Source organism: Streptomyces sp. AK08-02 (assembly GCF_033795085.1).
In the GTDB taxonomy this organism is placed as follows: Bacteria; Actinomycetota; Actinomycetes; order Streptomycetales; family Streptomycetaceae; genus Streptomyces; species Streptomyces echiniscabiei.
Window position 1 is genome coordinate 1 of sequence record NZ_JARAZV010000055.1, and the last position, 720, is coordinate 720.

1 protein-coding gene is annotated in these 720 nt (G+C 69.4%); it reads right to left on the reverse strand.

All coding sequences use genetic code 11. The features are described from left to right. Positions 1–41: 41 nt before the first annotated feature. The coding region (locus tag PV734_RS45715; RefSeq protein WP_319295229.1) for an IS3 family transposase at positions 42–720 on the reverse strand (679 nt) is incomplete at its 5' end.

The window sequence follows — 720 nt, forward strand, 5'->3', positions numbered from 1 at the left end:
CTGAGCTTGTTCCGCTTTGACGGACACCATTGGTGTGGTGGTCAGGCTGCGTGTGCGGTCTCGTATTCGGCGGGACTGCGGTAGCCGAGGCTGCTGTGCAGTCGGTGCAAGTTGTACCAGCCCTCGATGAAGTCGAAGATCGCGGTGCGGGCGGCGGCCCGGCTGGGCCAGGTTCTCGTGTCGAGCAACTCCCGTTTGATGGTGGCGAAGAAGGACTCGGCGAGCGCGTTGTCCCAGCACTGCCCGGTGCGGCCGACGGACAGGCGGACGCCGAACTCCGTTGCCAGCGTGGCGAATTGCTGACTGGTGTACTGACAGCCGCGATCCGAGTGAAAGATCACCGGCCGCGCGGGGCGACGCTCGCGGCAGGCGGACTGGAGAGCGTCGGCGACCAGTTCGGTCCGCAGGTGGTCGGCAGTGGACCAGCCGACCACGCGGCGGGAGGCGATGTCGATGACGGTGGCCAGATAGAGCCAGCCCTCGCCGGTGGCAACGTAGGTGATGTCACCGCACCAGCGGGTGTCGAGGCCGTCCGGGTCGGGAGCGAAGTTGCGGACGACTAGGTCAGGCCGGGCGGCGGCCTGCGGGTCGGGGATCGTCGTCAGCCGCCGTCGCCTGCGATGGCGGCCCTGCAGCCCGGCGTCGCGCATCAGTCGGGCGACGCGGCGCCGTCCGCAGTCCTCGCCCTGTCGTTGCAGGGCGGCATGGACCCGCGGGACC